The organism is Kitasatospora sp. NE20-6 (assembly GCF_045862635.1).
Genome location: NZ_BPRL01000030.1, coordinates 32,145 through 54,562 on the forward strand (window position 1 = coordinate 32,145; position 22,418 = coordinate 54,562).

Annotated in this window: 17 protein-coding genes; 6 read left to right on the top strand and 11 right to left on the bottom strand. The window is 71.4% G+C overall.

Annotation, left to right across the window (positions count from 1 at the left end; genetic code table 11):
* Positions 1 to 13: 13 nt before the first annotated feature.
* Both SNE206_RS21470 and SNE206_RS21475 read left to right on the top strand, forming a co-directional pair.
* Entirely contained in the window at positions 14 to 670 is a 657-nt protein-coding gene (locus SNE206_RS21470; protein WP_407915079.1) for an NADPH-dependent F420 reductase, read from the top strand.
* 2 nt (positions 671 to 672) lie between these two features.
* Positions 673 to 1,413, top strand: a complete 741-nt coding sequence (locus tag SNE206_RS21475; protein ID WP_407915080.1) for a PIG-L deacetylase family protein — start codon at positions 673 to 675, stop codon at positions 1,411 to 1,413.
* On the opposite strand, the gene SNE206_RS21480 is transcribed toward SNE206_RS21475, so the two are convergent.
* A complete protein-coding gene (locus SNE206_RS21480) occupies positions 1,377 to 2,036 on the bottom strand; it encodes a DedA family protein (RefSeq protein ID WP_407915081.1) in 660 nt (219 codons plus the stop codon). The two genes, SNE206_RS21475 and SNE206_RS21480, sit on opposite strands and share 37 nt — an antisense overlap.
* 5 nt (positions 2,037 to 2,041) lie before the next feature.
* Positions 2,042 to 2,236, bottom strand: coding sequence for a DUF1918 domain-containing protein (locus SNE206_RS21485; protein ID WP_407915082.1), 195 nt, complete (start codon positions 2,234 to 2,236; stop codon positions 2,042 to 2,044).
* 298 nt (positions 2,237 to 2,534) lie between these two features.
* Here SNE206_RS21485 and SNE206_RS21490 point away from each other — a divergent pair, with 298 nt between their 5' ends.
* On the top strand, positions 2,535 to 5,408 hold the full coding sequence (locus tag SNE206_RS21490; protein WP_407915083.1) for a discoidin domain-containing protein: 2,874 nt from the start codon (positions 2,535 to 2,537) through the stop codon (positions 5,406 to 5,408).
* 177 nt (positions 5,409 to 5,585) lie between these two features.
* Here SNE206_RS21490 and SNE206_RS21495 read toward each other — a convergent pair whose 3' ends face one another.
* Both SNE206_RS21495 and SNE206_RS21500 read right to left on the bottom strand, forming a co-directional pair.
* Entirely contained in the window at positions 5,586 to 6,278 is a 693-nt protein-coding gene (locus SNE206_RS21495) for a TetR/AcrR family transcriptional regulator (RefSeq protein ID WP_407915084.1), read from the bottom strand.
* Positions 6,279 to 6,383: 105 nt separating this feature from the next.
* Positions 6,384 to 7,607, bottom strand: coding sequence for a branched-chain amino acid ABC transporter substrate-binding protein (locus tag SNE206_RS21500; protein WP_407915085.1), 1,224 nt, complete (start codon positions 7,605 to 7,607; stop codon positions 6,384 to 6,386).
* Positions 7,608 to 8,443: 836 nt separating this feature from the next.
* Here SNE206_RS21500 and SNE206_RS21505 point away from each other — a divergent pair.
* Positions 8,444 to 9,799 (top strand): GH1 family beta-glucosidase, encoded by a 1,356-nt coding sequence (locus SNE206_RS21505; RefSeq protein WP_407915086.1) that lies wholly within the window; start codon positions 8,444 to 8,446, stop codon positions 9,797 to 9,799.
* Positions 9,800 to 9,812: 13 nt separating this feature from the next.
* Here the strand turns inward: SNE206_RS21505 and SNE206_RS21510 are convergent, their stop codons facing one another.
* The 3 genes from SNE206_RS21510 to SNE206_RS21520 all read right to left on the bottom strand — a co-directional run bounded on the left by SNE206_RS21510 (position 9,813) and on the right by SNE206_RS21520 (position 11,751).
* A complete protein-coding gene (locus SNE206_RS21510; RefSeq protein WP_407915087.1) occupies positions 9,813 to 10,181 on the bottom strand; it encodes a hypothetical protein in 369 nt (122 codons plus the stop codon).
* A 433-nt stretch (positions 10,182 to 10,614) separates the two neighbouring features.
* The gene (locus SNE206_RS21515; RefSeq protein WP_407915088.1) at positions 10,615 to 11,103 is read right to left on the bottom strand and encodes a universal stress protein; all 489 of its coding nucleotides are present in this window, start codon (positions 11,101 to 11,103) and stop codon (positions 10,615 to 10,617) included.
* A gap of 468 nt (positions 11,104 to 11,571) precedes the next feature.
* The gene (locus SNE206_RS21520) at positions 11,572 to 11,751 is read right to left on the bottom strand and encodes a hypothetical protein (RefSeq protein WP_407915089.1); all 180 of its coding nucleotides are present in this window, start codon (positions 11,749 to 11,751) and stop codon (positions 11,572 to 11,574) included.
* A 702-nt stretch (positions 11,752 to 12,453) separates the two neighbouring features.
* Between SNE206_RS21520 and SNE206_RS21525 the strand changes: the two genes are divergently transcribed.
* Entirely contained in the window at positions 12,454 to 13,359 is a 906-nt protein-coding gene (locus SNE206_RS21525; protein ID WP_407915090.1) for a universal stress protein, read from the top strand.
* 146 nt (positions 13,360 to 13,505) lie between these two features.
* Here the strand turns inward: SNE206_RS21525 and SNE206_RS21530 are convergent, their stop codons facing one another.
* From SNE206_RS21530 to SNE206_RS21545, 4 genes are all read right to left on the bottom strand, one after another.
* Positions 13,506 to 17,339, bottom strand: coding sequence for an ABC transporter ATP-binding protein (locus SNE206_RS21530; RefSeq protein ID WP_407915091.1), 3,834 nt, complete (start codon positions 17,337 to 17,339; stop codon positions 13,506 to 13,508).
* Positions 17,336 to 18,694, bottom strand: coding sequence for an LLM class flavin-dependent oxidoreductase (locus SNE206_RS21535; RefSeq protein WP_407915092.1), 1,359 nt, complete (start codon positions 18,692 to 18,694; stop codon positions 17,336 to 17,338). The genes SNE206_RS21530 and SNE206_RS21535 overlap by 4 nt, the downstream gene beginning before the upstream one ends.
* Positions 18,691 to 19,221: a flavin reductase family protein gene (locus SNE206_RS21540; RefSeq protein ID WP_407915093.1), complete on the bottom strand. Its 531-nt coding sequence runs from the start codon at positions 19,219 to 19,221 to the stop codon at positions 18,691 to 18,693. The genes SNE206_RS21535 and SNE206_RS21540 overlap by 4 nt, the downstream gene beginning before the upstream one ends.
* Before the next feature lie 260 nt (positions 19,222 to 19,481).
* Positions 19,482 to 20,723 carry an ROK family protein gene (locus SNE206_RS21545; RefSeq protein WP_407915094.1) on the bottom strand — a complete coding sequence of 414 codons (1,242 nt, stop codon included), beginning with the start codon at positions 20,721 to 20,723 and terminating at the stop codon, positions 19,482 to 19,484.
* A 618-nt stretch (positions 20,724 to 21,341) separates the two neighbouring features.
* On the opposite strand from SNE206_RS21545, the gene SNE206_RS21550 reads away from it, so the two are divergent.
* Positions 21,342 to 22,415, top strand: a complete 1,074-nt coding sequence (locus tag SNE206_RS21550) for an ABC transporter substrate-binding protein (RefSeq protein ID WP_407915095.1) — start codon at positions 21,342 to 21,344, stop codon at positions 22,413 to 22,415.
* Positions 22,416 to 22,418 lie beyond the last annotated feature (3 nt).

Below are 22,418 nucleotides of genomic sequence, written 5' to 3' on the forward strand. Positions count from 1 at the left end.
CGGGAGACGAACGATGCGATTCGGGATCATCGGCACAGGCACGGTCGGCCGCACCCTGGCGACGAAGCTGGTCGCCGTGGGGCACGAGGTCACCCTGGGCTCGCGCACCAAGGACAACCCGGCGGCCCTCTCCTGGGCCGAGCAGGCCGGCCCGCACGGCCACGCCGGCACCTTCGCCGAGGCCGCCGCCTTCGGCGAGGTGATCGTCAACGCCACCGGGGGCACCGTCTCCCTCCACGCCCTGCGGCTGGCGGGCGCCGAGCACCTGGCGGGCAAGGTCGTCGTCGACGTCTCCAACCCGCTGGTGTTCTCCGCGACCGGCGAGGTCAGCCTCAGCCCGGTCGGCACCGACAGCATCGGCGAGCAGATCCAGCGGGAGTTCCCCGGGGCCAGGGTGGTCAAGGCGCTCAACACCCTCTCCGCCCCGCTGATGGTCGACCCTGGCCGGGTGCCCGGCCCGCACCAGCTGTTCGTCGCCGGTGACGACCCCGGGGCGAAGGCCCTGGTACGCGGCGTGCTGGAGCAGTTCGGCTGGGCGTCCGCGGACATCCTCGACCTCGGCGGGATCGACGCCGCGCGTGGCACCGAGATGCTGATGCCGTTCTGGTTGAAGCTGATGGGGCACTACGGCCACACCGACTTCAACTACTCGATCCGGAGCGCTGACTGATCATGGCGGACCAGGCACCGACCCCGTACGAACCGCTCGGCGAGGACTGGCGGACCGCCCTCGCCGTCGTGGCCCACCCCGACGACATGGAGTACGGCGCCGCCGCGGCCGTCGCCCGCTGGACGTCCCAGGGCAAGCGGATCGTCTACGTGATGGCCACCAGCGGCGAGGCCGGCATCGACGGGATGGACCCCGAGACGTGCCGGCGCGTCCGCGAGGAGGAGCAGATCGCCTCCGCGGCCGTGGTCGGTGTCGACACCGTCGAGTTCCTCGGCCACCCGGACGGCGTCGTGGAGTACGGCCTGCCGCTGCGCCGCGACATCGCCAGGGCCGTCCGCCGGCACCGGCCGGAGATCGTGATCACGACCAACTTCCGTGAGACGTACGGCGGGAGGTGGCCCAACCAGGCCGATCACATCGCGGTCGGCCGGGCCACCCTGGACGCCGTCCGCGACGCGGGCAACCGCTGGGTCTTCCGGGAACTCACCGAGGAGGGCCACGAGCCGTGGGACGGCGTCCGCGCGGTCTGGGCGGCGGGCTCGCCGGACGCCGCCCACGCGGTCGACACCACGGACTTCTTCGACACCGGGGTGGCCTCCCTGAAGGCGCACCGCGCCTACCTCGACGGGCTCGGCGGCGACATGGCGGACGCCGCGGGCTTCCTGGACACCTTCGGCCGGATGTCCGGCGAGCGCCTCGGCACGCGCTACGCGTCCTCCTTCGAGGTCGTGCCGCTGCGCTGACCGTCCCGGCGGGTGCGGCGCCGTCGCGCGACGGCCCGCACCACCAGCGCCGCGACCAGCACGGCGAGCGCGGCCAGCAGGTAGACCTGGTAGCGCACCGCCCGCTCGTACAGCGGCCCGATGTTGTCGCCCAGGACGTACCCGAGGCTCGCCCAGACCCCCACCCAGAGCACGGCCCCCGCGATGTTGGCGGGCATGAAGCGCCGCCACGCCATGCCGGTGGTGCCGGCGATGATGCCGTTGGTCTGGCGGAGCCCGTCGACGAAGCGGGCGACGGTGACGACCCTGCCGCCGTTGCGGGTGAAGAAGCCCTCGGCGCGTTCCGCGCGGGCGGGCGTGAGGCCCACGTAGCGGCCCCAGCGGTCGACGAAGGCGCGGCCGCCGGTGCGGCCCACGAGGTAGCCCAGGCAGTCGCCGACGACGGCCGCGACGACCGCCACGGCGACGACGCCCGCGACGGACATCCGGCCGGTGCCCGCGTAGACGGCGGCCAGCACCAGGATGGTCTGGCCGGGGACGGGGATGCCACCGCTGTCGAGCAGCACGAGCAGACCCACGGCCATGTAGCCGTACTCGTCCAGCAGTGGGGCCAGGTGGGCCAGGGGGCCCGGCAGCGGTGGCAATTACCTCAGCGGCGTTCCTGCTGGTGCTCGACGATGCAGTCCGGGCCGGGATAGACCAGCCCGTCGTGGCCGTCCTCGAAGTGGACCAGGTAGGGCGGCTGGCCGTCGGTGCCCCGCACCTCGACGATCTCGCCCTTGCGGTCCACCATGCCGACGGTCCTGCCGTGGATGTGGAGCTGGTCGCCTACGGTGGCCTGCATGATCACGCTCCTCGGGGGAGTCCGGTGCTGAGCTGTGCTTCCACTCTGCGGCGTGCCCGGGACGAGCGCAATGGGGGACCAGTGATCGTCTTGTTACTTCGATGCCGACGATAACTTGCAGGTTTCAATACGGATTTTGCGCATGGGTATGGACTTCGTGCGGCCGGTCCTCGTAGTCTCACCACGCCCGACGGAAACCTGCGCGTCACTCTGGCGAAGCGTCAGCGCAACACCCCTGCCGGGCACTTCTCCCACCCCGAGGCCACCCCCACGACCCGGCAAGGATGTGCATCCGCAGATGCAACGACCCCCCACCACGCGTGGTACCCGTACCGTCGCGGCCCTGACCGCGACCGCCCTGGGCACCGTCGGCCTGCTGACCGCCGTGCTCGCCAACGCCGGCGCCGCGCACGCCGCGGGCGTCCCCGCGCTCTCCCCGCTCAGCGTTCCCGGCCGCGGTGCCACCGTGCCGTTCGTGGAGCAGGAGGCGGAGTACGCCGCCACCAACGGCACGGTCATCGGGCCGGACCGGAAGTACGGCAACCTGCCCTCCGAGGCGTCCGGCCGCCAGGCCGTCACTCTCAGCGGCACGGGCCAGTACGTCGAGTTCACGCTGACGCAGCCCGCCAACTCCGTCGACTTCCGGTACAGCCTGCCGGACTCGGCGGACGGCAGGGGCCGCGACGCGTCGATCGACCTGCAGGTCAACGGCAGCACGGTGAAGAGCGTCCCGGTCACCTCGAAGTACAGCTGGTACTACGGTGGTTACCCGTTCAACAACAACCCGGGCGACACCAACCCGCACCACTTCTACGACGAGACCCGCACGCTGCTCGGCCAGACCTACCCGATCGGCACCAAGATCCGCCTCCAGGTCTCCTCGACCTCGCAGTCGCCGACCTTCACCATCGACCTGGCCGACTTCGAGAACGTCGCCGCGCCGATCGCCAAGCCGTCCGGCGCCCTCGACGTGGTCGCCGACTTCGGCGCCGACCCCACCGGTGCCACCGACTCCACCTCGAAGTTCCAGGCGGCCGTCAACGCCGGTGCGGCGCAGGGCAAGACCGTCTACATCCCGCAGGGCAACTTCACGCTGTACAGCCACGTCGTCGTCGACAAGGTCACCCTCGTCGGCGCCGGCCCCTGGTACTCCGTGCTCGGCGGCCGGGACCCGATCAACCGCGCCAACGCGGCCGGCATCTACGGCAAGTACGTCAACAACGGCGGCAGCACCAACGTCAACCTCAAGGACTTCGCCATCATCGGCGACATCCGCGAGCGGGTCGACGAGGACCAGGTCAACGCCATCGGCGGCGCCATGTCCAACTCCACCATCGACAACCTGTGGCTGCAGCACACCAAGGTCGGCGCCTGGATGGACGGTCCGATGGACCGCCTCACCATCAAGAACAGCCGCATCCTCGACCAGACCGCGGACGGTGTGAACTTCCACACCGGCGTCACCAACTCGACGGTCACCAACACCTTCGTCCGCAACACCGGTGACGACGGCCTCGCGTCCTGGCCCGAGAACAAGCCGAACACCAACGACAGCTTCACCCACAACACCGTCGTCCTGCCCATCCTGGCGAACAACATCGTCACCTACGGCGGCCGCGACTTCACGATCTCCGACAACGTCATGTCGGACACCATCTCCAACGGCGGCGGCCTGCACATCGCCAACCGCTACCCGGGCGTCAACTCCGGCAGCGGCACCGCCGTCGCCGGCACCATCACCGCCGCCCGCAACACCCTGATCCGCACCGGCAACTCCGACTTCAACTGGCAGTTCGGCGTCGGCGCCGTCTGGTTCTCCGGTCTGAACGAGGCCATCTCCGGCGCCACGATCAACATCACCGACACCGACATCCTGGACTCCTCCTACGAGGCCATCCAGACGATCGAGGGCCCGGCGAGCGGCATCAACTTCACCAACGTGAACATCAACGGCGCCGGCACCTACGCCGTCCAGGCCCAGGCCGCCGCGACCATGAAGTTCACCAACGTGAAGGCCACCAACATCGGCCAGTCCGCCACCCCGATCCACAACTGCGTGGGCAGCGGCTTCGTCATCACCGACGGCGGCGGCAACTCCGGCCTCACCGGCTCGACCTGCTCCGGCACCTGGCCGAACCCGATCTGGACCTACAACGGCGTGCCGTCGAACCCGGGCACCTCCAGCCCCTCGCCGAGCCCGTCGCAGCCCTCCTCGCCCTCCCCGTCGCCCTCCCCGTCCGGCTCGCCCACGCCGACCTGCCCCACCGGCACCGGCAACGTCGCGCAGGGCCGTACGGCGACCTCCTCCAGCTCCAACCAGAGCTACACCGCGGCCAACCTCGTCGACGGCAACGCCGACACCTACTGGGAGAGCGCCAACAACGCCTTCCCGCAGTGGGCGCAGGTCGACCTCGGCTGCGCGGTGAGCCTCTCCAGGGTCACCCTGAAGCTCCCCCCGGCCACCGCCTGGAACAGCCGCACCGAGACCCTCTCGGTGCAGGGCTCCACGGACGGCACCACCTTCTCCACCCTGGTCGGCTCGGCCGGCTACACCTTCGACCCGGCCTCCGGCAACACCGCCACCATCACCCTGCCGACCAACACGACCCGCTACCTGCGGATCAGCGTGACCGGCAACACCGCCTGGCCCGCCGCGCAGTTCTCCGAGCTGCAGGTCTTCCTCGGCGCAGGCAGCACCAGCTCGCCGACCCCGAGCCCCTCCCCGACCACCACCCCCACCTGCAACCCGGGCACCGGCAACATCGCCCAGGGCAAGCCGGCCACCGCCTCCAGCTCCACCCAGAACTACGGCGCGGGCAACGTGGTCGACGGCAACGCCGACACCTACTGGGAGAGCGCCAACAACGCCTTCCCGCAGACCCTGCAGGTCGACCTCGGCTGCGCGCTGCCGCTCTCCAAGGTCACCCTGAAGCTCCCCCCGGCGAGCTCCTGGGCCACCCGCACCGAGACCCTCTCGGTGCAGGGCTCCACGGACGGCACCACCTTCTCCACCCTGGTCGGCTCGGCCGGCTACACCTTCAACCCGGCCACCGGCAACACGGTGACCGTCACCCTGCCGGCGACCCCCACCCGCTTCGTGCGGCTGAGCTTCACCGGTAACACGGGCTGGCCTGCCGGTCAGCTCTCCGAGTTCCAGGTCTTCGCCTCCTGACACCGAGGACCCGGAAGGATGCCCGCCCCGCAGCCGCGGGGTGGGCATCCGCCTTTTGTGCGTCCGGCGAGGTGCGTGCGGCGAGGCGTGCCCGGCGAGGTGCGTGCGGCGGACGTCGCGCGGCCTGCGGCCCGGTGGTGCCGGTCGGAGGTGCGGGCCGGTGGTGCCCGGGGAAGGTCAGGGTGCCGGGTGCTCGGAGAGGTAGCCGCACAGCAGGCGCTTGCACTCCGCGATCAGCGCCGGGTCTCCCGCCGGGTCGGCCCGGAAAGCCAGCTTCAGCACGGCGTCCGCCGACTCCAGCGCCACCCGCAGGGCGAGGCCCCACCCGGGCCGGGCGAAGAGGTCGCCGCCGAGGGCGCTGATCCGCACGGCCACGGCCGCGTTGTTGTCGAGCCCCCGGTCGAGCAGGTGCAGGCCGTCGGGCCCCTCGCCGGGCGGCGCGCCCGGACCGTCGCCCAGGGCGGCAGGGGATGCCGTCACCAGGCCGAAGTCGATCTGCCCGAAGCCGGGCACGCCGCGCTTCATGGCGACGAACTCCTCCACCGCCAGCTCGACGAAGGCCGGCACGCCGACCGGCGCCGCCGCGTCGAGGTGCGCGGCGAGCCGGTCGAGGTAGTGCGTGAGGTTCCGCTCGGCGAGCGCCGAGAAGAGGCTCTCCTTGCCGGAGAAGAACTGGTAGAGGGTGCCGATCGGCACGTGCGCGCGCTGCGCGACCTCCTTCGTCGTGAGCGCGGCCGGCCCGACCTCGTCGAGCAGACCCGCGCACGCGTCCAGCAGCCGCTCGTACCGCTCCTGGCTCCGCTGCTGCACGGGCATGCGGCGGGCCGCGCCGGGCGGGCGCCGATCACCGCTCCCCGTCTGCGCGTTCATGACCTCACTCTGCCGCATCCGGTGTTCGCGGCGCGAATCACCCGGCGGACCGCCGTCGCCGGAGCCGTCGCCCGGATCACCGGTGCCCGTCCGCGGTCCGCCCGGTCAGAAGTCGCGGAGGCGGCCGAACGGGACGACAGCCGACCAGGCGCCCTTCTTGACCTGGTAGATCGAGGCGACCTGGTTGCGGGTGTCGCCGTACTCGTCGAAGGCGACGTCTCCGGTGACCCCGAAGAAGGACACCTGCTGGAGGGCGTCCGCCACGGCGGTGCGCAGCCCCGGCCCCGACAGGTCCGGCTGCGCCTGCCTGACGTGGCCGACCGCCTGGATCAGCGCCCAGGTGGAGTCGTAGGCGTACGGGCCGAACGGGCCCGGCTCCTCCTTGAGGCCGGCCTGGCCGTAGGCGTCGAGGTACGCGAAGGCGGAGGCGAGGCCCTCGACCGAGATGCCCGGCTGACTGGCGATGTCGCCGTCGGACGACGCACCGGCGGCCTTGATGTACCCGTCGGTGTGCAGGCCGTCCCCGCCCGCCAGCGGCACCTTCACACCGGCCGCCTTGAGCGCCGCGGACAGCGGGCCTCCCTCGGGGTGCTCGCCGCCGTAGTACACGATGTCGGGGTCGCTCGCCGCGACCTGCGTGGCGAGCTTGGTGAAGTCCGTGGTGCCGGACTGCACCGTGGCCCGGAACGCCACCTTGCCGCCGACCGTCTCGAAGGCCGTCGCGAACTCGGCGGCGAGGTTGCTGCCGTAGGCCTTCTTGTCGCTGATGACGGCCGCGCGCCGGGCCTCCAGCCGTTTGTACGCGTACCGGGCGAGCAGCGGGCCCTGGACGGCGTCGGTGGTGACCGTGCGGAAGTAGGTGGCGTACTGGCGCTTCTTCCCGTTGGCACGGTAGTCGGCGCCCCAGGTCAGCGCGGGCGAGGTGTTGGACGGGGAGATCACGGCGAGGCCGGCTCCGGAGAGCACCGGGGCCATCGCGAGGGCGCCGGACGAGGTCAGCGGGCCGACGACGCCCATCACCCTGTCATCGGCGACGAAGGCCTGGCCGTTGGCGAGCGCGGTCGCCTCGTCGGCCTGATCGTCCTTCGCGTCCAGCACGAACGTCACGCCCGGCACGGTCTTCTTGGCGTTGGCCCGGGCGACCGCGAGCTCGGCGGAGTTCCGGATGCCGAGGCCCAGGTCGGCGAGCTTGCCGGTCAGCGGCCCGTCCACGCCGATGACGACCGTGAGGGTCGATCCGGACCCCAGGAAGCCCGACCCGCAACCGGAGAGCAGCACTGCACAGGCCACGCCCATGGCAACAGCCGTGGGCCGCGAGAAACGGGTCACCGGTACATCCCTTGCTGAGTGGGTTTGCTCATGGGACGCCGGACTGCGCCGATGTGACCCGCGGGATGGCGGACGGCGTGGAAGGAGGCGCGGCAGCCGTCATGGACCGGTGAACCCGGCACAAGGACACGGCAGATGACACCCCTGTGGACTGCCCGGCGAGGGACGGCGGCCCGGAGTTCGGCGGCGTTCCGCCCCGTCCGGGATCACCGACCGGCGTCCACTGGGCCGCGACCCTACGGCGTGTCACCGGGAGCGTCAATGGTTTGCCGGGCCGCTGCGCCGCGGTTCCGGCCCGGACATGCCAGGGCGGTACGACGCCCGGGGCCGCCCCGGGCACCGTCCTCCGGCAGGGGCCCGCCGCCCGGCGCGTACCGCTGCCGCCCGGGCCGCGACGAATCGTCCACGGATCATCGGGGTGTGCCGAAGTGCGCGCCGAATCCGGCAGCCGGGTGCGGACCGGAAATCGCGGCGGCCGAATCGTGATCACCTGAACTCCGCAGTGGCCCAAGGCTGTCGGGCCTGTGGAAAGGGTACTGCGGCAGGCCCGCGGCCGTTGCCGAACCTGGGACGTCTACGATCCGGTCGTCCATGTCTGCATCCGGCCCGGAAGTCCGATCCGGCGCCGTGCGGCTTTCGACGCCTCTTCAATAACTGGCCTGGGGCGGGTCCGGTGCTCGGCCCGCCGCCCCGGGTGGCCGTCCTCCCTGCCCCACCCGTCTCAGTAGTGATCGTCCTTCAGCGGCCATGAGGGGGTGCGGCGTCGCACCTGGCGTTTCGACGGCAGCGCACTAACATGAGCCCTTCTCGGGTTTTCGCGAGCAGGGAGTCAGACCATGCCGAACCGACTCGACCTTCCGGCGGGATTCCGCTGGGGTGTCTCCACCGCCGCCTACCAGATCGAGGGCGCGGTGGACGAGGACGGCCGCGGACCGTCGATCTGGGACGTCTTCGCCGCCCGCCCCGGCACCGTCCGCGACGGCGACACCGGCGCCGTCACCTGCGACCACTACCACCGCTGGCCCGAGGACGTCGCCCTCATGCAGGACCTCGGCATCGACACCTACCGCCTCTCCGTGGCCTGGCCGCGCATCCAGCCCCACGGCACGGGCCCCGCCAACCCGGCCGGCCTCGCCTTCTACGACCGGCTGGTGGACGCCCTCCTCGCCGCCGGCATCACCCCGCTGCCCACCCTCTTCCACTGGGACCTCCCGCAGGCCCTCGAAGACGACGGCGGCTGGCTGAACCGCGACACCGCGTACCGGTTCGCCGAGTACACCGCCGCCGTCGCCGACCGGCTCGGCGACCGCGTGCCCGCCTGGATCACCCTCAACGAGCCGTTCGTGCACATGGTGTACGGCTACGCCCTCGGCATCCACGCCCCCGGCCGCACCCTGATGCTCGACGCCCTGCCCGCAGCCCACCACCAACTGCTCGGCCACGGGCTGGCGGCAGCCGTACTGCGCGAACGCGGCCTGGACGTGATGATCGCGAACAACCTCACCCCCGTCCGGCCGGCCACCGACGACCCCGCCGACGCGGCGGCCGCCACCGCGTACGACGCCCTGCACAACCGGCTGTTCACCGACTCGATCCTCCTCGGCCGCTACCCCGACCTGTCGGCCTACGGGATGACCGAGGACCTCGGCGGCTGCGTGCGCCCCGGAGACCTCGCACTCATCGCCGGCCCCGGCCTCGACGCCCTCGGCGTCAACTACTACAACCCCACCCGCATTGCCGCCCCCACCGAACCCGGCCTCCCCTTCACCGAGGCCGAGATCGAGGACGTCCCCCGAACGGCCTTCGGCTGGCCGGTCGTTCCCGACGGCCTCCGCGAACTCCTCGTCGGCCTCCGCGACCGCTACGGCGCCACCCTCCCCCCGATCACCATCACCGAGAACGGCTGCTCCGTCGCCGACGAGGTCCACCCCGACGGCACCGTCCCCGACCCCGACCGCATCACCTACCTCGCCGGCCACCTCGACGCCCTCGCCGCAGCCGCCGCCGAAGGCGTCGACGTCCGCGGGTACTGCACCTGGTCACTCCTCGACAACTACGAATGGGCCGAGGGGTTCAGCCAGCGCTTCGGGCTGGTGCACGTCGACTTCGCGACGCAGAAGCGGACGCCGAAGGCGTCGTACGGGTGGTACCGCGACCTGATCGCTACTCACCGGAGCCAGATTCCCAGGTAGTTGGCCTATCAACTCAACGTTGCACCCATAGGGCCCGATGCAGGTGCGGCAGCGCCTTTCTGCTCCCCGACGCTCTCGCGGCCGTCCACCGGGCCACCCCCTCCGTGCCCTCTGCCTTCAGCCGCGCATGCAGAACTCCCCCGGAGCCACCCTCGCGCCAGAGCGCCGCGAGGCGCTGGCCGCCGAACTGCGCCGCCTCGACCTCCCGGTCGTCGAGGACGGCGATCTGGTCCTTCCTGCGGCCCGGCATCCCGCCGCCGGCGGCGCTCGCGCCGGAACGGTCCATCCTCGTCGACGGCCTCTCCAGGCGTCCCGCTCCCGGCCTGACCGCCGGATTCGCGGTGGTGCCCGCCGCGCTGTGTACCTCCGTCACCGACGCCACGGCCGGTACGGTGGAGGCCGCCAGGCGTGCCGGCGCGACGGAACGTCAACTGCTGCCCCTCGGTTCCTGGCCGGTCAGACGCTACGGTCCGACCCGTGCTCGTACTACGTCTGGTGGGAGCTGCCGGCGGCCTGGCGCGTGGAGACATGTCCGTCCATGTGAAGCTCTCGGTCGAGGCCCGATCGCCGTCCGAGTCCTCCCGGGGGCCGTTGGACATGCAGCACCAGGACGTCCCAGGCGGCCTCACCTACGAGTACGACCTGCACCCGAGCGGAGCACTACGGATCCTGCGTGTTTTCGAGGACACTCCGCACGCGGCCGAAGCGTGCTTCGGTCCAGGGGTGCGGCTCGAGGCCACGGGCACCTATCTGCGAAGCGGTTCCGAGTACTGATCGGTCCTGCCGGCGCGACCCCGTCGAGTGGCCGTCGACGCTCAGGAAGATGCGGTGTCGTGTTCCGCCGGGACGACAACGACCGGGAGACGGGCGTGGTGGACGACCTCGGTACTGGTCGACCCGAGGGCGAGCCGTCCCCAGGCGCCCGATCCTCGGGAGCCGACCACGAGCAGGCAGGCGTCCTTGCTCGCTTCGAGGACGACCTGCGCCGGACGACCTGGTTCGCAGACGATCTCCACGTCCACGGACGGTCCACCGAGCTGTTGCTGCAGTTCCCCGACGGAGTCGGCCACGGCCTGTGTGACGAGATCGAGCTGCTGCGGGATGGGGCCGCTGCCGGGGCCGGCCGTCCGTTCGAAGCCGGAGTGCCGGGTGGAGGTGTACTCGTACGCGCAGACGGCCCGCAGGCCGGTACCGCGCAGTTGTGCCTCGCGGAGCGCGAAGGTCACAGCCTGCCGGGCTGCGGCCGAACCGTCCGTGCCGACCACGATCGGGCCGTGCGGATGGGGGACAGGAGGATCGGTCATGGGAGACCTCCGAGGACTTCGGCGGGCGTGGAGACCTGCAGGGCCGTCGCGGTACGTACGGCGGTGGAACCCCGAACGGCCGTCCGTCGCCGGGTGTGCACCTCTCAGCCTGCTCCTGCCTCTCCACGGGCACCAGCGCACGCGGGAGCCTTACCCGGTCGGACACGTCGGGTTGCTCTCGTCTGCCGCGCCGCACGCGGAACGGGACGGCCGCGACGACGGCCCTCGGCAGAGCGCGCAGCGCCCTCCGCAGCCGGGCCGCGAGTCGATCGTGCAGGAGACGGTGGCGCCGGTGCCGTACGGCGATCTCCGGAAGGACGACTGCCGGGGTCGGGGCCGGGTTGTGGTTCCGCCCCGCTCCCGCATCAGGGAGTGGGGGAGGCTTCGCGCCACCTGCTGCACTCCTCCACCGGCGGGTCCGACGCGCTCGATGGTGGCGATCAGGCGTTCCTCGCCGAACTGTCCCGTTCACCGGCTCGTGGCGCCGCGCCTGAAGAACTGGTCCGCGCAGCTGTTCTTGGTGACCAGCATGTCGGCCGTGAGCCCTGCGGGGCACCGCAGCAACCGGCGGTCGTCGTCATGGACCGCACCGAGGGCGACCCCGAGCACCCCGGCCTCGTCGCTGCCGTCCAGCAGCGGCGGGAACATCCGTGCCCCGTCGGCCTCCCCGGAGGCGGTACCGGAATGAGCTGGCCGTGGTCCTGCAGGAGGATCGACACGCCCCGGCCACCGATCGCGCGTACCTCCTCCGCCACCAGCGGAGCGATGAGCTGTGGCGGCATCCTGTGAGCCCGGTCCAGCAGCTGGCCCGGCAGCGGTTCACCGAAGCCTTCCGACCGGTCCACCGCAGCCCTGCGGTTCTCCCGCGTGAATTCCGCCGTGGGGGCGCGAGCCTCACCGGCGTCATCTCCGTCTCGGCATCGCACCGGCTCCCATCCTGCGGCACCCGGACGGTATTCGTGCGTCCGGCGGGCCCGAACACGCGCTTTGCCGGAGTAACCTGGACGGTGCCGGAGCACTTACCGGCAGGACGATCGCGAGGAGGTACATGTGCAGATCAGAGAAGCAGGAGCCCTGATTCTGCGGCTCGTGGTCGCGAAATCCCAACATGCCCTTCCGGCCGGGAGATAACGGGACCACGCAGGCGTCGGGGGCGCGGGTACAAATCCCTGTTGTCCGAATCAGCGTTTATTCAGGGCGTGGGTCGTTTCCGCAGAGATGCGGGGACGGCCTTTTTGTCGGCTGATCCCGCGCCGGGTGGCAGGTGCCCGAGAGGCTCGCTCGCGAAGACCGCGATGCGGCGCGCAAGCGGCGTGCCGACAGGTCCGTTCCCTGACAACGGGAGGAGACATGGCGAGGCCCGACGGGCAGTGTCCCGTAGTGGTCGGCGTCGATCCCGAACACCCCAGCCGCATGGTGCTCGCCTGGGCCGCTGACGAGGCGAATCGGCGCCACCTGCCGGTGCACGTCGTACAGGCGTGGAACTCCGTGGCCCGTGAGGGCACCTGGCCCCAGCTCTGGCCCGCACTTCACGAACGTGCCCGACTGCTCCGTACCGCCGGTCGGTACGCGCTCGACGAGGCGGCCCGCTTCATCGGTGAACGCCACCCCGCCCTGGAGGTGTCAGCCCGGCTCGTCGACGGGGATCCGGCCGAGGTGCTCGACGCGCAGGCCCAGCGGGCCGTGGTGCTGGTCCTCGGCTCACGACCGCTCTCCGGCGTCCGGGAACAGTTCCACTCCGGGGCGGTGACTCTGCCGCTCATCGCGCACGCGAGCTGCCCGGTGGCGGTCGTCCGGGATCCGGAGCACATCACCCAGCAGCCCGCGTACGTCGTCGTCGGCGTGGACGGCAGCCGGACATCACAGGACGCCGTGGACTACGCGTTCGAAGCCGCAGCGCTGCGGGGCGCCGAACTGCGCGCTCTGTACGCCTGGAACCCTTCGCGACTCTCGGAGGCCGATGAGCACCGGCTGGAGCAGGAGTCCCGGCGGGTGCTCGCGGAGACGGCCGCCGGGCGACGGGAGTCCTACCCGGAGGTGCAGTTGATGCACGAGGTGGTGCGCGGCCATCCGGTGGCCGTCCTGGCCGAGGCCTCCAGGCATGCCCTGGCGCTGGTCGTCGGCACACGGGGTACCGGCGGTTTCAGCGGCCAGCTGCTCGGGTCCGTCGGCCAGGGCGTCCTGCATCACGCGCGATGCCCTGTCGTCACCGTGCCGGGACCGGCCGGGTCCGGCGTGCCGACTGGCCACGGTTGATGCCTCGGCCAGGGCTTGCCCGGTGCGTGGGGTCCTCGCGTCCCGCCTGAAGGGGGCGGCGACCACCCGGCCACGTGATCTCCCGTACGGAGAAGGCTATTTGTCCCTGGCCGGTGGTGATGGATGCCCGCCGCACCGCCCTGTCGTCATGCGCCCACCGCAGCCGGGTCGAGTGCGACGGCCCGTCGCGCGTGCTGGTCGGACGCCTCCCACAGGCGGCGGTAGGGGCCGTCCGCGGCCAGCAGCTCACCGTGGGTGCCGACTTCGGCGATCCGTCCTGCTTCGAGCACCACGACCCGGTCCGCACGGGCCGCTGTGGTCAGCCGATGGGCGACCACCAGGGTGGTGCGGCTCCGGGCCAGTGCCGCTGTCGCGGAGCCGACGCGCCGTTCGGTGGCCAGGTCCAGCGAGGCGGTGGCCTCGTCCAGCAGCAGCACGTCCGGGTCGACCAGCTCGGCCCGGGCCAGCGCGATCAGCTGCCGTTGGCCTGCCGAGAGGTTCCGTCCGCGCTCGCCGACCGGCTGCAGGTATCCGGACGGCAGGTCGGCGATCATGGCGTGCGCGCCGACCGCACGGGCCGCGGCCTCCACCTCCGCGTCCGTGGCCTCGGGTCTGCCGTAGGCGATGGCGTCCCGGACCGTTCCGTTGGACAGGTATGCCTCCTGCGGTACCACGCCGAGCCTGCGACGGTAGCCCGGCAGGTCGAGGTCGCGCAGATCCTGGCCGTCCACGCGGACCGAGCCGGACGTCGGGTCGTAGAACCGGGCCACCAGCTTGACGATCGTCGACTTGCCCGCGCCGGTCGTGCCGACCAGCGCCACCGTCTCCCCGGCGGTGATCCGCAGGTCGATTCCGCGCAGCACGGCGTGGTCGGCGCCGGCGTAGGCGAAGTGGACGTCCTCGAACTCGATCGCGCCGCGGAGGCCCTCGACCGGTTGCGGGTTCCCGGCCTGCGGGGTTCCGCTCGGGATACGCATCAGGCCCCGCAGGCGGCTCAGCCCGACGGCGGCCTGCTGGTAGCCGTCGAACACCTGGGACAGCTGCTGTACCGGCGAGAAGAACAGGTCGACGTAGAGCAGGAACGCGATCAGTGTCCCTGTGGTGAGCGCACCGGCACGGACCTGGCCGGCCCCGGCCGCCAGCACCGCGGCGGTGGAGAGGGTGCTGAGGAGTTCCACGAACGGGAAGAACACCGCGATGCAGTACTGTGCGCGCAGCCGTGCGTCCCGGAAGGCCCGGCCACGCCTCGCGAACTCCTCGGCACTGTGCCGCTCGCGGCGGAACGCCTGCGTCACCCGGAGCGCCGCGACCTGCTCCTGGAGGTGGGCGTTGACGGCGCTGACCCGTTCGCGGGCATCGTGGTAGGCGGGTACGGACCGGGCCCGGAACAGCGCGGTCGCGCAGACCAGCACCGGTAGCACGACCAGCAGCACCACGGCCAGACCGGCGTCGATCACCAGCAGTGCCACCAGCACGCCGACGATGGTCAGCACGCTCACCACGGCGGTGACCAGGCCGGTCTGCAGGAAGTTCGACAGGGCGTCCACGTCCGTCGTCATCCGGGTCATGATCCGGCCGCCGAGCTCGCGCTCGTAGTAGTCGAGACCGAGCCGCTGCAACTGGGCGAAGGTTTTGACGCGCAGCGTGTACAGCAGGCGTTCGCCGGTTCGGCCGGTGACCCGGATCTGGGCGATGCCGACGAGCCAGCCGGCCGCCACGACGGCTCCGGCGGCCACGGCAGCCGAGAGCAGCACGCCCGGGGCATGCCGCGCCACGCCGTGGTCGACGCCCAGCCGGACCAGGACCGGGACCGCGATCTGTGCGGCCGCGTCCAGCGCGACCAGCAGCAGGCCCAGCAGCAGCGCCGTCCGGAAGGGCCGGACCAGCGAGGTGAGACCGAAGGACGGGTCCGCGGCGCGTGCCTGTCCGGCCGGCACCGCGGGGTCGGCCTGGCGCGCGGGAAGTTCGGCGAGCGCGGCGAGTTGCGCCAGCAGTTCCGCGCTCGGCGGTGAGGAGCCGACCAGCCCGGTGTGGCCTGCACCGCCGGTGACGGCGGCAGTGGCGTAGGCCTGCGCCGCGCGCATCGGGTCCCCTTCGCGCGCCGGTCCGGTCGGCGCCGGCCGTTGCCACAGTGCAGGGGTGACTTCCTGTGGCCCGGGGGGTCCGGCGGTCGCGGTCCTGTCGGGGTCGGAGGCATCCCCCGTCGCCAGCAGGGCGCGGAACAGTGGTGAGCGGGCCTCGAGTTCCGCATGGGTGCCGATGTCCGCGATCCGGCCGGCGTCGAGCACTGCGATGCGGTCCGCAAGGGCCAGCGTGGACGCGCGGTGGGCGATGACCAGCGTGGTGCGCTGCCGCGCCACCTCGTGCAGGGCGGAGTGGATCCCGGCCTCCACCCGGGCGTCGACCGCCGAGGTGGCGTCGTCCAGCACCAGTACGGCGGGGTCGTGGAGCAGCGCGCGGGCCAGCGCGATCCGTTGCCGCTGACCGCCGGACAGGGTGAGCCCCTGCTCGCCGACCACCGTGTCGTAGCCCTCCGGCAGGCGGCTGATGAAGCCGTCCGCCTGCGCAAGCCGGACGGCGGCGTGCACCTGCTCATCGGTGGCGTCGGGGACGCCGTACGCGATGTTGGCCCGGACCGTGCCGGAGACCATGGAGCTGTCCTCGAACACCACACCGATCCGGGAACGCAGCGAGGCCAGGGAGGCGTCCCGGACGTCGACACCGCCCACCCGGACGGAACCCGACCGTACGTCGTAGAAGCGCGGCAGCAGCTGCGCCAGCATCGACTTGCCCGATCCGGCCGCGCCGATCAGGGCCAGGGTCTCCCCGGGTTCGATCCGCAGGGCGAGGTTCCGCAGCAGGGGCGGTACGTCGGGCCCGGCTCCCGGATGGCTGAAGGTCACGTCGTCCCACTCCAGCGACAGCGGTCCGTCCGGCAGTTCGCGTGCCTGTGGTGCGTCGGCGATGCCGGGGTCCGCATCGATGATCTCGATGACCCGGGCCGCCCCGGCCCGGGCCTGCTGCCACACCGTGAGCAGCATCGCCAGTTGCCGCACCGGTGCGACGAGGGAGCCGAGGTATGTGGTGAACGCCAGGAAGGTGCCCAGGGAGATGCGGCCGTCCAGGGCCAGCCAGCCGCCGGCCGCGAGGACGGTCACCTGGCCGAGCACGGGTACCGACTGCAGTGCGGGGTTGTACCGACTGCTCAGTCTGGCGACCCGGACCCGGGAGGCGAAGAGGCTGCGGGCCCGATGCTCCAGCTCGCCCAGTTCGCGCTCCTCCTGACCGAAGCCCTTCACCACCCGTACGCCGGTGACCGCCGCCTCGACGCCGGAGGCCACTTCTGCGGCCTCCTGTTGGGCGTGCCAGTTGGCGGGGAAGAGCCGGTTGCGACTGCGCTGCGCGATCAGCCACAAGGCGGGGCCGACGGCCAGTGCCACCAGTGTCAGCAGAGGCGACAGTACGGCCATGAACACCAGCGACGCCAGGAACGTCAGTGCGCTGCCGGTGATGTTGGGCAGGAACTGCAGCAGGTTCTGGATCAGCGTGAGGTCCGAGACGGATCTGCTCACCACCTGCCCGGTCCGCAGGTCGTCCTGGCGGCCGCCGTCGAGCCGCAGCAGTGCCGAGAAGGCGTCGTTGCGCAGGTCGTACTGCACCCCGAGGGAGAGCCGGCCCGAGCGGGAACGGCGGAAGAAGGTCGCGGTGAAGCGGATCACGCCGAGGGCGGACAGCAGGACGATCCACGAGGTGAGGGCGACCGGCGGACCGGTGGCCACGCCGTCGACGACGTGCCGCAGGATCAGCGGCAGTGCGGCGGAGGTGACCGCTGCGACCAGTGCGGAGCCGTATGCCGTCAGCAGGTCGGCGCGGTGGCGCAGACAGTAGCCGAGCAGTCGGCGGACCCACCCTGTCGGGGGCGGTCCGGCCGACTGCCCGGCCGTGTCGGCATCCCCTGCCGGCAGCAGGGGAGTTGTCACCGGGCGGTCGCCAACTCCCGTGCGGCGGCAGTGCGCCGGTTCTCCGGCCGGGGCAGGCCGTAGTGCTCGCGCAGGGTGCGGCCGGTGTACTCGGTGCGGAACAGCCCGCGCTCCTGCAGGATCGGCACCACCCGGTCGACGAACACTTCGAGGCCGGACGGCAGCACCGCCGGCATGATGTTGAAGCCGTCCGCCGCGCCGCTGGTGAACCACTGCTCGATGGTGTCCGCGACCTGGACCGCCGTACCGGCGAAGGTCCGGTGTCCGCGTCCGCCGCCGAGCCGCCCGATCAGCCGGCGGACGGTCAGCTTCTCGCGCCGTGCCAGCTCCACGATCAGGGTGAAACGGCTCTTGGAGTCCTCGATCTCGTCCTCACCGGGCAGGTTCGGCGGCAACTCGGAGTCCAGGTCGAGCTGTTCGGGATCGAGACGGAGGAACCGGGCGAGCTGCTGCTTGGCGTACTCGGGGAGGATCAGCCGCTCCAGTCCGGCCTCCAGCTCCAGCGCCTCGGCCTCGGTGTCACCGATCACCGGCACGATGCCGGGCAGGATCAGCACCCCGCCCGGGTCGCGGCCGGCACTCCGCACGCGCGCCTTGAGGTCCTGGTAGAAGGCCAGGCCCTCCTCGAAGGTCTGCTGCGCGGTGAACACCGCCTCGGCGTACCGGGCGGCGAAGTCCTTGCCGTTCTCGCTGGAGCCGGCCTGCACCAGCAGCGGGTAACCCTGCGGTGAGCGGGGCACGTTCAGTGCTCCGGCCACCTTGAAGTACTTGCCGACGTGGTCGGCGGCGAACACCCGGTCGGCCTCGGCGTGGACGCCGCGCTCCCGGTCTCCGACGATCGCGTCGTCGGCCCAGCTGTCCCAGAGGCGGGTGGACACCTCGACGAACTCCGCGGCCCGCTCGTAGCGGTCCCGGTGCAGCGGAGTGTCGTCGAGGCCGAAGTTGCGGGCCGCCTCGGCACCTGCCGTGGTGACGATGTTCCAGCCGGCCCGGCCGCCGCTGACATGGTCCAGGGAGGCGAACCGGCGGGCCAGGTTGTACGGCTCGTTGTAGCTGGTCGACGCGGTGGCGATGAGTCCGATACGACTGGTCGCCCCGGCGAGGGCGGTCAGCAGCACGGTCGGTTCCAGCTGCCCGCTCGGCCGCCGGCCGGGGTCGCCCCACTGGACGGGGGAGTCCGCGAGGAACAGCGAGTCCAGCTTGCCGCGTTCGGCGATCCTGGCCAGGTTCTTCCAGTGCTCGATGTCCGTGGTAGCCAGCACGTTGCTCTCGGGCAGCCGCCAGGCCGCCTCGTGATGGCCGACGTTCATCAGGAACGCGTTGAGGTGGAGCGAGCGGTCGTTGTTGTCGGTCATGGTGTCTCTCCGTCTGCCGAGTTCTGCAGCGAGTGGTAACGGCCGTCGTGGTAGACCAGCGGGCTGGGAGCGGGGGAGAGCCAGGAGTCCTCGACCCGGCCGATCACGATGCGGTGGTCACCGGCGGGGACCACATTCTTGACCCGGATCCGCAGCCATCCCGGCACGTCGTCGAGCACCGGGTCGCCGTCGGGCAGCCGCCGCCAGCGGGTCGGCTCGGCGAAGCGGTCGATGCCGCTGGTGGCGAACCGCCTTGCCAGCGCTTCCTGTTCGGCCCCGAGGAAGTTCACCACGAGGGTGTCGGAGTCCCTGACGTGCGGCCAGCTGGACGAGGTCTCGGAGACCGAGAAGGAGACAAGCGGAGGATCGAGCGACAGTGAGGTGAGCGAGGTGGCGGTGAAGCCGGCCGGTCCCCGGCCGGCGTCGAGCGTGAGCACCACGACGCCTGCCGGGTAGTGCCGGAACACCTGCCTGAAACGGTCCGGGGCGGCGCCCGGTTGTGTGTACGTCGAAAGATCAGCAGTCATCACGACTCCTGTGACCGAAGGGGATGGAAAGGCCGGAAGACGGCACGCCGAGGCGCGCGGACGCGCAATGCGCGATCACATGGAATTCACAGAGAATTGGCCCGGAGGCGGCGGCCGGTCACGCCTGACAGCTGATTCGACAGGAGCGCTCTGCGGGCGCTTCCTGGATTCTGTGCCGCCGGTCGGTCATGAATCCATCCTCGTCACTGTGTTCGGCGCCCGTCAACAATGCAACTCTCTGAATTAACTCGGTTCCGCCGTCACGACACTTCGGAGAGCCTCGGCGACATGCCCGTCGGGTCGGCGTACAGAGGGTCGAGCACCACCGCGCCCCCGGCCGTCGGCAGCACTCCTGACGCGAAACTGCTCGTCAGTACCGTCCGTTCCGGGTCCTCGCACACCCAGGAGCGCGCCTTGACCTCCGCCCTGAGTTCCGCCAGGCACTGTGGCAGCCGGCTGGCCCCCGGCTCGACGACCACCAGCACCTCCGGATCGAGGACGTCCAGCAACAGTGCTGCCGCCCGTCCCACCAGCCTCGCCCGCTCCCGGAACATCTCCACCGCCCCGGCATTTCCGCCCTGCGCGGCCGTGAGCAGGTCGGCCATGCTGGGCGTCGTGATGACGCCCTGCTCCACGGCCCGCCGGACGATCGTCTGCTCGGACACCGCCGCCTGCAGGCAGCCGATCCGGCCGCATGAGCAGCGTTCCCGGCTCTCCTCGACCGGCAGGTGCGCGACCGTGCCGGCGGCGAACCTCGGGCCGTGGTGCACGGCTCCGGACGTGGCGAAGGCGGCGTCCACGACATTGCCGACGAACAGCTGCACCACGCTCGCCCTCGAACGGGCCTCCCCGAACAGCTGCTCGGCCCGTACCAGCGCTCTGGCGTGCCCGTCGACGTACACCGGCAGCCCGGTGGCGGTGGCGAGCAGCTCACGTGCCGGTACGTCCCGCCAGCCGAGCAGAGGATGTTCGGTGATCACCCCCGAGTCGGAGTCCACCCGGCCGCCGGTGGCCACACCCAGCCCGAGAAGGGGCCGGCCGCCGCCGTGCCCGGCCAGCAGACCGGGCAGCCGGTCGGCCATCCGGCGCAGGGCCTCGGACGGGCGCGAACCGGCAAGCGGCTGCCGGTCCTCGGCGATGATCCGGCCGCGCAGGTCCAGCAGCGCCAGCGTGGTGTGCGACACCGCGATGTGCACCCCGCACACCAGGTGGCGGCCGGTGTCGATGTCGACCGGGACGTGCGGACGACCCACACTCTTGGGGCCGGCGGCCTCCGGCGCCTCGCGGACCAGACCGCCGGCGATCAGCTGCGTGCACTGGACGGTGACGGACGCCGGGGACAGTCCGGTCAGCCTGGCCACCGTGCTGCGGGCCACCGGGCCGTGATCGAGTACCGCCCTGAGCACGGTGCCCGCGCTCGACGCACGCCGTGAACCGGCCGCCGGAATGTCGGTCCGCCGCAGCCGCGGAACATGGTGTGCGGGCGTCAACAGGCCGTCCATGTGGTCGCCTTCCCGGATTCGGGGTGTCAGTGGGAGTCCGGCACGACGTGCACAGGACGACGCCCGCGTCAGCGGGCGCACTTCACAGGGAGGCGGGACAGATCGACGTGGCCTGGTACCGGAAGTCCACGTACCGGCGCGCGACGAGGCTGGGTGACAGGCGGACCATGCGGCGATGCTAGCAGTGACCCTGCCGTGGTCCCGGAAGCCGGTGGGGGGAATTGATTTCACGCCTGGAACAAACATTGCAGGGCCGAAGCCGAGCTGGTTAGAGTCCGGGCATGGAATCGATTCGGCATCTCGGAGAGCGGGCGCGACGCGCCGGCATCGGTGCCGTGCGATGTAACCGCCGCTGTCGGCGTATTTCCGCCTGACCTGGCTCAGCCAGGTTCGGATCCGGCTCTGCCGTCCGGAGTTTCCGACAGGGCGTCGACTCACCTGTGGGGCGTTTCCCCGTGAAATCCGACGCCTTTCTCCTGCATTCACATCCTGCTGCCGTCATGCGCCCTTCAGGCCGAGGGGCATGCATGGCCGTCGGCGACCTCCCGAGCACAGCACGCGTCCCGCCGCGCCGCCGCGCGGTGGTCACGTGTGCCGACCGTACCTAAGGATCCTCACGTGCCGAGCTACAGATCGACACCCACTCCTGGCCTGAACCGTCGGCTCTTCCTGCAGACCCTGCTCGGGACGGGCGCCGCCCTCGGGCTGAGCGCCTGCGCGAGCGCTGTCGCCGACGGGCCCGCGCTGTCGGCCTCCGCACCACTGCCGAGTGCGGTGCCGTCCGGCACCGCACTGAGCGTCGCCTCGTCCACCGGCGCCCAGCAGCTCCAGCTCAAGCTTGCCGGTCTCCTGGACCACCTCCCCTTCACCGTCTCCGCGTGGCCGAACATCGGGGCCGGCCCGGACGTGATCAACGCCTTCCGCGCCCACTCCCTCGACGTGGCCAACAATGCGGGGATCCCGCCGATCCAGGCCCACTACCAGGGCTTCGACGCCCGGGTCGTGGCCGTGGCCCTGACGCGCAAGCCCACCTACGTGTTCGCGACCAAGCCGCACAGCGACATCCGGTCGGTCGCCGACTTCCGGGGCAGGAAGCTGGCGTTCTCCCAGGGCCAGGCCCAGGGCGTCGTGCTGCTGCGCGCCCTGAAGAAGGCAGGCCTGAAGACCTCCGAGGTCACCCTCGTCCCGCTGACCAGCAACCAGTTCCTCACCGCGCTCCAGGCCGGCCAGGTGGACATCGCCCCGCTCGGCATCTCCCAGGTGCCCGCCTACCTGTCCCGGTACGGCTCGGACGGCGCGCACACCATCACCACCGACGTCGTGGACCTGCTCAACCTCTTGTGGGCACCGTCCTCGGTGCTGGCCGACCCCAAGAAGGCGGCGGCCATCGCCGCGTACATCCCGCTCTGGGCGAAGGGTCTGGTCTGGGTGTACGAGAACCCGGACACCTGGGACCAGGAGTACTACGTCAAGACCCAGAACATCACGCTGGAGCAGGCCAAGGGCATCACCGCGCTGACCAACAAGCCGCTGTTCCCGCCGACCTGGGACGAGGCTCTCGCCTGGGAGCAGGAGACGGCCGACCTGCTCGCGGAGGGTGGTTTCGTCAAGCCGTTCAAGGCCGACGTGCTGTTCGACCGCCGTTTCGAGTCCATCGCGGCCAACGCCGTGGCGGCAGAGTACCGGAGGTGAGTT

What these genes read in the sequence shown, in the direction of transcription:
- SNE206_RS21495 (WP_407915084.1), bottom strand. Translation starts at nt 6,278, where the DNA reads ATGAACGCGCAGACGGGGAGCGGTGATCGGCGCCCGCCCGGCGCGGCC.
- SNE206_RS21515 (WP_407915088.1), bottom strand. Translation starts at nt 11,103, where the DNA reads ATGACCGATCCTCCTGTCCCCCATCCGCACGGCCCGATCGTGGTCGGC.
- SNE206_RS21520 (WP_407915089.1), bottom strand. Translation starts at nt 11,751, where the DNA reads ATGTTCCCGCCGCTGCTGGACGGCAGCGACGAGGCCGGGGTGCTCGGG.
- SNE206_RS21470 (WP_407915079.1), top strand. Translation starts at nt 14, where the DNA reads ATGCGATTCGGGATCATCGGCACAGGCACGGTCGGCCGCACCCTGGCG.
- SNE206_RS21475 (WP_407915080.1), top strand. Translation starts at nt 673, where the DNA reads ATGGCGGACCAGGCACCGACCCCGTACGAACCGCTCGGCGAGGACTGG.
- SNE206_RS21485 (WP_407915082.1), bottom strand. Translation starts at nt 2,236, where the DNA reads ATGCAGGCCACCGTAGGCGACCAGCTCCACATCCACGGCAGGACCGTC.
- SNE206_RS21535 (WP_407915092.1), bottom strand. Translation starts at nt 18,694, where the DNA reads ATGACCGACAACAACGACCGCTCGCTCCACCTCAACGCGTTCCTGATG.
- SNE206_RS21490 (WP_407915083.1), top strand. Translation starts at nt 2,535, where the DNA reads ATGCAACGACCCCCCACCACGCGTGGTACCCGTACCGTCGCGGCCCTG.
- SNE206_RS21505 (WP_407915086.1), top strand. Translation starts at nt 8,444, where the DNA reads ATGCCGAACCGACTCGACCTTCCGGCGGGATTCCGCTGGGGTGTCTCC.
- SNE206_RS21545 (WP_407915094.1), bottom strand. Translation starts at nt 20,723, where the DNA reads ATGGACGGCCTGTTGACGCCCGCACACCATGTTCCGCGGCTGCGGCGG.
- SNE206_RS21540 (WP_407915093.1), bottom strand. Translation starts at nt 19,221, where the DNA reads ATGACTGCTGATCTTTCGACGTACACACAACCGGGCGCCGCCCCGGAC.
- SNE206_RS21525 (WP_407915090.1), top strand. Translation starts at nt 12,454, where the DNA reads ATGGCGAGGCCCGACGGGCAGTGTCCCGTAGTGGTCGGCGTCGATCCC.